Annotated in this window: 9 protein-coding genes and 1 tRNA gene; all 10 read left to right on the top strand. The window is 43.9% G+C overall.

Annotation, left to right across the window (positions count from 1 at the left end; all coding sequences use genetic code 11):
- Positions 1-5 precede the first annotated feature (5 nt).
- Positions 6-79: transfer RNA gene (locus tag SCRDD08_RS09305), tRNA-Asn, on the top strand.
- Between the two features lie 168 nt (positions 80-247).
- On the top strand, positions 248-691 hold the full coding sequence (locus SCRDD08_RS09300) for a zinc-dependent MarR family transcriptional regulator (protein ID WP_061423437.1): 444 nt from the start codon (positions 248-250) through the stop codon (positions 689-691).
- Entirely contained in the window at positions 688-1,398 is a 711-nt protein-coding gene (locus tag SCRDD08_RS09295) for a metal ABC transporter ATP-binding protein (protein WP_061423436.1), read from the top strand. The genes SCRDD08_RS09300 and SCRDD08_RS09295 overlap by 4 nt, the downstream gene beginning before the upstream one ends.
- Positions 1,391-2,197, top strand: coding sequence for a metal ABC transporter permease (locus SCRDD08_RS09290; protein WP_061423435.1), 807 nt, complete (start codon positions 1,391-1,393; stop codon positions 2,195-2,197). Before SCRDD08_RS09295 ends, SCRDD08_RS09290 begins: the two co-directional genes overlap by 8 nt.
- A 9-nt stretch (positions 2,198-2,206) precedes the next feature.
- Complete coding sequence (locus tag SCRDD08_RS09285; protein WP_061423434.1) at positions 2,207-3,709, top strand: zinc ABC transporter substrate-binding protein AdcA; 1,503 nt, start codon at positions 2,207-2,209, stop codon at positions 3,707-3,709.
- 146 nt (positions 3,710-3,855) lie between these two features.
- The gene (locus tag SCRDD08_RS09280; RefSeq protein WP_061423433.1) at positions 3,856-4,299 is read left to right on the top strand and encodes a CopY/TcrY family copper transport repressor; all 444 of its coding nucleotides are present in this window, start codon (positions 3,856-3,858) and stop codon (positions 4,297-4,299) included.
- Positions 4,299-6,542: a heavy metal translocating P-type ATPase gene (locus tag SCRDD08_RS09275; RefSeq protein ID WP_061423432.1), complete on the top strand. Its 2,244-nt coding sequence runs from the start codon at positions 4,299-4,301 to the stop codon at positions 6,540-6,542. Before SCRDD08_RS09280 ends, SCRDD08_RS09275 begins: the two co-directional genes overlap by 1 nt.
- Positions 6,543-6,571: 29 nt before the next feature.
- A complete protein-coding gene (locus SCRDD08_RS09270) occupies positions 6,572-6,787 on the top strand; it encodes a heavy-metal-associated domain-containing protein (protein ID WP_061423431.1) in 216 nt (71 codons plus the stop codon).
- A gap of 68 nt (positions 6,788-6,855) precedes the next feature.
- Positions 6,856-7,419 carry a DUF6287 domain-containing protein gene (locus SCRDD08_RS09265; RefSeq protein WP_125390154.1) on the top strand — a complete coding sequence of 188 codons (564 nt, stop codon included), beginning with the start codon at positions 6,856-6,858 and terminating at the stop codon, positions 7,417-7,419.
- A gap of 198 nt (positions 7,420-7,617) precedes the next feature.
- Positions 7,618-8,062 (top strand): ABC transporter ATP-binding protein (locus tag SCRDD08_RS12025; RefSeq protein WP_081104245.1); only part of this gene is annotated, 445 nt, incomplete at its 3' end.

Raw genomic sequence — 8,062 nt, 5'->3', positions numbered from 1 at the left:
TATTATCCGCCATAGCTCAGTTGGTAGTAGCGCATGACTGTTAATCATGATGTCGTAGGTTCGAGTCCTACTGGCGGAGTAAATGAGCATATGAGAAAAGAGCAGTTAGCTCTTTTTTCTTTGTCTATATCGATGCTTTTGCATTGTTTTAGAATCAGAGTGTTACTATAGTTGGAGCTTGACTCTTTTCTTTTTTGTGGTATAATTAACCGGTAAAGTTTCAACTGGTTAAGAAAGGAAGCGAAGAATGGTGGATTTAGCAGAAAAAATTAATCATTTTTTGAATGAGGTTATATTGACAGCTGAGAATCAACATGAAATCTTGGTCGGCACTTGTACGAGCGATGTGCGGCTAACGAACACGCAGGAACATATTTTAATGCTCTTGTCTCAGGAGTCTTTGACGAATTCTGATCTAGCTAAAAGGCTGAATGTTAGCCAGGCTGCTGTAACTAAAGCTGTTAAGGCTTTGGTGGAGCAAAAGATGTTGGAAACGTTCAAGGATAAGAAGGATGCTCGTGTGACTTTTTATCGATTGACTGACTTGGCACGACCGATTGCGGAAGAGCATCAACATCATCATGTCCATACTTTGGATACTTACCAGAGATTGGCAGAGCAATTTTCTTCTGATGAGCAAGAAGTGATTGTGAGATTTTTGGATGGTTTGATTGGAGAAATTGGGAAATGAGATATATCACAGTGGAAAATCTGTCTTTTTACTATGACAAGGAACCTGTGTTGGAGCATATTCATTACTTTTTGGATAGTGGCGAGTTTGTAACCTTGACAGGGGAGAATGGAGCTGCTAAGACGACACTTGTCAAGGCTAGTCTGGGGATTCTGCAGCCTAAGCATGGCGAGGTCAAGATTTCTAAGACCAATGAGAGAGGCAAGAAATTGAGAATTGCTTATCTTCCTCAGCAGATTGCTAGTTTTAATGCAGGTTTTCCTAGTACGGTTTACGAGTTTGTTAAGTCGGGACGTTATCCACGCAAGGGCTGGTTTCGTCGTTTGAATGAACACGATGAGGAGCATATCAAGGCTAGTTTGGTGTCAGTTGGAATGTGGGAACATCGGGACAAGAGGATTGGCTCTCTCTCTGGTGGTCAAAAGCAGCGAGCTGTGATTGCTCGTATGTTTGCTTCGGATCCGGATATTTTTGTCCTAGATGAGCCGACAACAGGGATGGATGCAGGCAGCAAGGATGAATTTTACAAGCTCATGCACCATAGTGCTCATCAGCATGGGAAAGCGGTCTTGATGATTACGCACGATCCAGAGGAAGTTCGCAAATATGCTGACCGCAATATTCATCTGGTTCGGAATCAGGACTCACCTTGGCGCTGCTTCAATGTGCATGAAAGTGACAGCGGACAGGAGGTGAGTCATGCTTAATCTATTTTCCTATGATTTTATGCAGCGAGCCTTTTTAGCAGTTATTGCCATGAGCCTCTTCTCACCTATTTTAGGTACTTTCCTTATTTTACGTCGGCAGAGCCTCATGAGTGACACGCTCAGTCACGTTTCTCTGGCAGGCGTGGCCTTTGGTTTGGTTCTAGGTTTGTCACCGACCTTCACAACGGTAGTGGTGGTTATTATTGCAGCAGTATTTTTGGAGTACCTGCGGACTATTTATAAGAATTTCATGGAAATCGGTACAGCTATTCTCATGTCAACGGGATTAGCGGTTTCCTTGATTGTTATGAGTAAGGGTAAGAGTTCTAGCTCGATGAGTTTGGATCAGTATCTATTTGGCTCCATTGTGACTATCAGTAGGGAGCAGGTGATTTCTCTCTTTGTCATTGCTGCTGTGGTGCTTGTCTTGACTTTCCTCTTCATTCGGCCTATGTATATCTTGACCTTTGATGAGGATACGGCCTTTGTGGATGGGCTGCCTGTGCGGACCATGTCCATTCTCTTTAATATCGTGACGGGTGTTGCGATTGCCCTCATGATTCCAGCTGCGGGAGCCTTGCTGGTTTCGACCATTATGGTCTTGCCGGCCAGTATAGCTCTGCGGATTGGGAAAAATTTCAAGTCGGTTATTTTGCTGGCAAATGTCATCGGCTTCTTTGGTATGATTGCCGGACTTTATATTTCTTACTATGCAGAAACGCCAGCAAGCGCCAGCATTACGATTATCTTCGTCAGCTTGTTCTTGCTGGTCAATCTGGTCAAAAAATTTATGAAATAGGAGCAGAAAATGAAAAAAATTAGTTTACTATTAGCAGGTTTACTGAGTATTTTCTTAGTAGCTTGTTCCAATCAAAAAAATGCAGATGGCAAGCTCAATATTGTCACGACTTTTTATCCGGTTTATGAGTTTACCAAGCAGGTGGCTGGAGATGAGGCAAATGTTGAACTTCTAATCGGAGCTGGTACAGAGCCGCATGATTATGAGCCTTCAGCCAAAGCGGTTGCGAAGATTCAGGATGCAGATGCCTTTGTCTATGAAAATGAAAATATGGAGACTTGGGTTCCTGATTTGCTAAAAAACTTGAAAAATAAGGAAGAAAAAGTTATCAAAGCGACTGGAAATATGCTTTTGCTGCCTGGTGGTGAAGAGGAAGAAGACCACGACCATGGGGAAGAGGGGCATCATCATGAATACGACCCCCATGTTTGGCTGTCTCCGAAGCGAGCTATTAAAATGGTGGAGCATATTCGAGATAGTCTGATCAAGGCCTACCCTGACAAGAAGGCTGCTTTTGAGAAAAATGCAGCGGCTTATATCAAGAAGCTGGAAGCCTTGGACAAAGAATTTGAAGATGGTTTGACTAATGCCAAGCAAAAGAGTTTCGTCACTCAGCACGCTGCCTTTAACTATTTAGCATTGGACTATGGTTTGAAGCAGGTTCCAATTTCTGGACTTTCACCAGATAGTGAGCCATCTGCTTCACGCTTGGCTGAATTGACCGAGTATATCAAGAAAAATAAAATCAAGTATATCTACTTTGAAGAGAATGCTTCTCAAGCTCTGGCTTCTACATTGGCTAAGGAAACAGGAGTAGAATTGGATGTTTTGAATCCGCTGGAAAGCTTGACAGAAAAGCAGACCAAGGATGGAGCAGACTATATTTCAATCATGCAGGCCAATCTCAAGGCTCTCAAGAAAACGACTGACCAAGAGGGAGCAGAGATTGCTGCTGAGAAAGAGGAGGATACTAAGACTGTTCAAAATGGCTACTTTGAAGACAGTGCCGTCAAGGATCGGACCTTGTCTGACTATGCTGGCGAGTGGCAGTCTGTTTACCCTTATCTGCAGGACGGTACCTTGGATCAAGTCTTTGACTACAAGGCTAAGCTGACTGGTAAAATGACGGCAGCTGAATACAAGGACTACTATGACAAGGGCTACAAGACAGATGTTTCCAATATCAATATCACAGACAAGACCATGGAATTTGTGGTAGATGGAAAATCCAAGAAATATACGTATAAATACGTTGGTAAGCACACACTGACTTACTCTAAGGGAAATCGTGGAGTTCGCTTTATGTTTGAAGCGACAGATGCGGATGCTGGGGAGTACAAGTATGTTCAGTTTAGCGACCACAACATTGCACCGACCAAGGCAGCTCACTTCCATATCTTCTATGGTGGTGAGAGCCAGGAAGCGCTCTTTAATGAGCTGGAAAACTGGCCAACCTATTATCCAAGTAAGTTGACCGGTCAAGAAATTGCCCAAGAGATGTTGGCGCACTAATAGAATAAAGTAAGAAGACGGGACTATCCCGCCTTCTTTTTTATAGATGAGGAAGTGACGATAAAAAGGCTTGACAATTTTCGATTACAGATGTAAACTAATATAGAACTGGATTACAAATGTAAATATTAAGGAAGTGTTAAACAATGGAACAGCAAAATATGAGCCAAGCAGAATGGCAAGTGATGCGTGTGCTATGGGCGTATCCACACAGTCGCAGTACAGAGATTATAGCGCGGTTGGAAGCCGATTTTTCCTGGAAACCGGCAACAATCAAGACTCTTTTGAATCGTCTGAAGACCAAAGAATTTATCGCTATGGAAAAAATTGAGGGCAAGTTTTACTACGATGCTCGGATTTTAGAAGCGGACTATCTGGAAAGTACTTGGCAGGCGCTTTTTGACAATATCTGTAATACTAAACATGGAGATCTTTTGATTTCGATGATTGAGAGAAGTCAGTTCAGTCAAAGGGACTTGGAGCGGCTCAGCCAAGTCATTGATAAGAAAAGAGCTTCGGCTCCTTTGGAAATCAAATGCCACTGCCCACAAGGCCAATGTCGTTGCGGGCACGAGAAGGAGACACATTGATGAGCGAGAAGAAAGAGTACAAACTGTCAGGCATGACCTGTGCTGCCTGTGCTATGACGGTGGAGATGGCGGTCAAGGACTTGGAAACGGTAGAGGATGTCAGTGTCAATCTAGCGACAGAACGTCTCAGTTTGCTTCCTAAGGCGGGATTTGATAGCCAGCAAGTGCTGGATGCTGTAGCCGAGGCTGGTTATCAGGCAGAAGAAAAAGGAAAAGACCGACCGTCCGATGTGAGTGCAGAGGCTGTAATTAAAGCGCAGGAATTGCAAAAAAAGAAACAAGAGCTACTAATTCTTTTGCTTACGGTTCTGCCCTTGCTTTATATCTCTATGGGAAGTATGATTGGTCTTCCCTTGCCTAGCTTCTTGGATCATATAGCGCATCCCTTGGTCTTCGTTCTGTCACAACTGCTTTTGACTCTGCCTGCTGTGTGGATCGGTCGTGGCTTTTATCAGAGGGGATTTCGCAATCTTATCAAGCGCCATCCCAATATGGATAGTTTGATTGCAGTGGGGACCAGCGCAGCATTTTTCTACAGCCTCTACTCGGTCAGTCAGGTTTTTCTTGGTCATCATGACTTTGTTCATCAGCTCTATTTTGAGTCTGTTGCAGTGATTATTGCCTTGGTTCTTCTGGGTAAATATCTGGAAAGTTCTGCCAAGGGGAAAACGTCTCAAGCGATTCAATCTCTGCTTGAGCTAGTGCCTAGTCAGGCGACAGTGATTCGCTATGGTGAGGCTGTGACCATTGATACGGAGGATATCCGAGTTGGAGACATTATCCGTATCAAGCCAGGAGAGCGTATGCCTGTAGATGGCCTTGTGACGGAGGGGCAGACCTTTGTGGATGAGTCCATGATGACTGGAGAAAGTGTCCCGATTGAAAAGAAGGTCGGCGACACCATTACCAGTGCAACAATCAATCAAAATGGTAGTATTGACTATCAAGCAACTAGGGTGGGTTCGGATACGACCTTAGCTCAGATTGTCAGATTGGTGGAGGAAGCGCAGGGGTCTAAGGCTCCGATAGCGGCTTTGGCCGATAAGATTTCACTCTATTTTGTCCCAATCGTGCTGGGCTTGGCTACTTTGTCCGCGCTAGCTTGGTATTTTCTAGCTGGTGAGAGCCTTAGCTTTTCTCTGTCAATCTTTATCGCGGTTCTGGTCATTGCTTGCCCTTGTGCGCTGGGATTAGCCACTCCGACAGCTATTATGGTTGGGACTGGCAAAGGGGCTGAAAATGGTATTCTGATTAAGTCTGGTCAAGCTTTGGAAGCGGCTTATCAGCTGGATACTATTGTTCTGGATAAGACTGGGACGATTACGGTTGGTAAGCCCAGTCTGACGGATTTGTTACCTTTAGGTGCTTTTAATCGCTCTGACTTGTTGCGGCTAATAGCCAGTGCTGAGCAGCATTCTGAACATCCTTTGGCTCAGGCTATCTTGGAAGCAGCTGAAGAGGAGGTGCTTGACTTACTGCCTGTCAGTCATTTTGAGGCCGTAATTGGACGAGGTTTGTCAGCTCAGATTGAGGGCAGACAGCTTCTGGTGGGAAATGAGTCATTGATGAAAGACAAGAACATTGACAGCAGTGTCTTTCAAGAACAGTTGTTGGAGCTTTCCCAAGAAGGGAAGACAGCCATGTTTGTCGCAGTAGATGGACAGCTAGCTGGTATTTTAGCGGTAGCAGATGAGATGAAGTCTAGCAGCCTGAAGGCAGTGCAGGAGCTTCAGTCTATGGGGCTAGAAGTCATCATGCTGACAGGAGATCGTGAAGAAACAGCGACAGCTATTGCCCAGAAAGCTGGAATACAAAAAGTTATCGCAGGTGTATTGCCAGATGGTAAGGCTACTGCTATCAAGGACTTGCAGGAAGCTGGGGAAAAACTGGCTATGGTAGGAGACGGTATCAATGATGCTCCAGCTCTGGTCCAGGCAGATGTTGGAATTGCCATCGGATCAGGCGCTGATGTAGCTATTGAGTCAGCAGATGTAGTGCTCATGCATAGTGATTTGCAGGATGTAGTCAAGGCTATCAAGCTCAGCCAGGCGACCATCCGCAATATCAAGGAAAATCTTTTCTGGGCCTTTGCCTACAATACATTAGGTATCCCGATTGCTATGGGGCTATTGCATCTTTTCGGCGGTCCCTTGCTCAATCCGATGTTGGCTGGTCTGGCCATGAGCTTAAGCTCAGTGTCAGTTGTGGCCAATGCTCTGCGCCTAGGACGCTTTAAACTTTAAAATGAAGGAATATACGGAGGAATAAATCTATGAAACAAACTGTCCAATTAGAAAACTTATCTTGTCAAAATTGTGTCAAACACGTCACTCAGCACTTCCTGTCTATGGAGGGAGTGTCAGATGTGGCGGTAGACTTAGAAAAGCAGACAGCAGAAGTTATTGCGGATAGATCCTTGAGTGTAGAGGATTATCAGGCGGCTTTGAGCAAAACCATCTATAAGGTCTTAGCGGTGCAGGATAGCTGAGCCAACTTGTAAAATAGGCTGAAAAAGTCTATAATATTAGTAATCATTTAATGGATAAGGAGAAAGCCATGAAGCAGAAAATAGTCTATCCTTTGTTATGTTGCTTAGCTCTATCGACTTTGGCAGCCTGCTCTAGTAAGTCAGTTAATTCTACTCAGACAAGTTCGAGTACTACTCAGGAATCTTCTCAAGTAGCTTCTAGTCAGAGTGTTGCAGAATCTTCTTCTTCTGCCACAAGCAGTCAAAGCTCAGCAGAAGTTAGTCCAGAAAAGACGCAAGAGGAGAAAAAAGCAATGGATATTTCGGCCTTGGCCAATGGAGACTACTCCAGTGTAAAAGGAACCTGGCAGAACGCTGCTGGTCATCAGCTGGTGTTCAATGATAAAGGGTTAGTTTCTGATAGCTATGAGCTGTACGGAGCATCGTTAACGGATTATGGAACAGCTTCTGGCGGTGTATACGGCGGTGAAACTGGTGGTTTCTTGCTAGAGTTCATTCCAAAAGGTGTCAAGCTTGCGAATAAAGAAAATTTCCAAGATAGCTCAGATGCCAGCCAAGATCGTCTGTGGACGGGAGTTGGGATGAATAGCTTTGATGAACAAGGCCAATTTTATTATCGTGTTACTAACTAATCGTGTAGGATAGAAATTTTCTATCCTATTTTTTGTTTTAAAAGAGTAGTTAGTTGAAATATGATAAAAAATTGTGCAAACGTTTGAATAAATGCTTGAAATAATAATTAAAAAAGGATATAATATTTTTATGAAAGCGCTTTGAAATTTTTAAGGGTTTCAAAGGCAACTATTTTCACATAAAGTAAAGGGGAACTTATGGTTGAATTAAATCTGAAAAATATTTATAAGAAGTATCCAAATAGTGAGCACTATTCTGTTGAAGACTTTAATTTGGACATTAAGGACAAGGAATTTATCGTTTTCGTTGGTCCGTCAGGATGTGGGAAATCCACAACGCTGCGTATGATTGCGGGTCTTGAGGATATCACAGAAGGGACAGCGTCGATTGATGGTAAAGTAGTCAATGACGTGGCACCGAAAGACCGTGATATCGCTATGGTCTTCCAGAACTATGCCCTCTATCCACACATGACAGTTTATGACAACATGGCGTTCGGATTGAAATTGCGCAAGTACAGCAAGGAAGATATCGACAAGCGGGTGCAAGAAGCAGCTGAAATCCTTGGTTTGAAAGAATTCTTGGATCGTAAGCCAGCGGACTTGTCAGGCGGTCAACGTCAGCGTGTTGCCATGGGGCGTG

Source organism: Streptococcus cristatus (assembly GCF_001578775.1).
GTDB classification, from domain to species: domain Bacteria; phylum Bacillota; class Bacilli; order Lactobacillales; family Streptococcaceae; genus Streptococcus; species Streptococcus cristatus_A.
The sequence above is the reverse complement of the archived record's forward strand: the minus strand, read 5'-3'. Positions and strand labels throughout refer to the sequence as shown.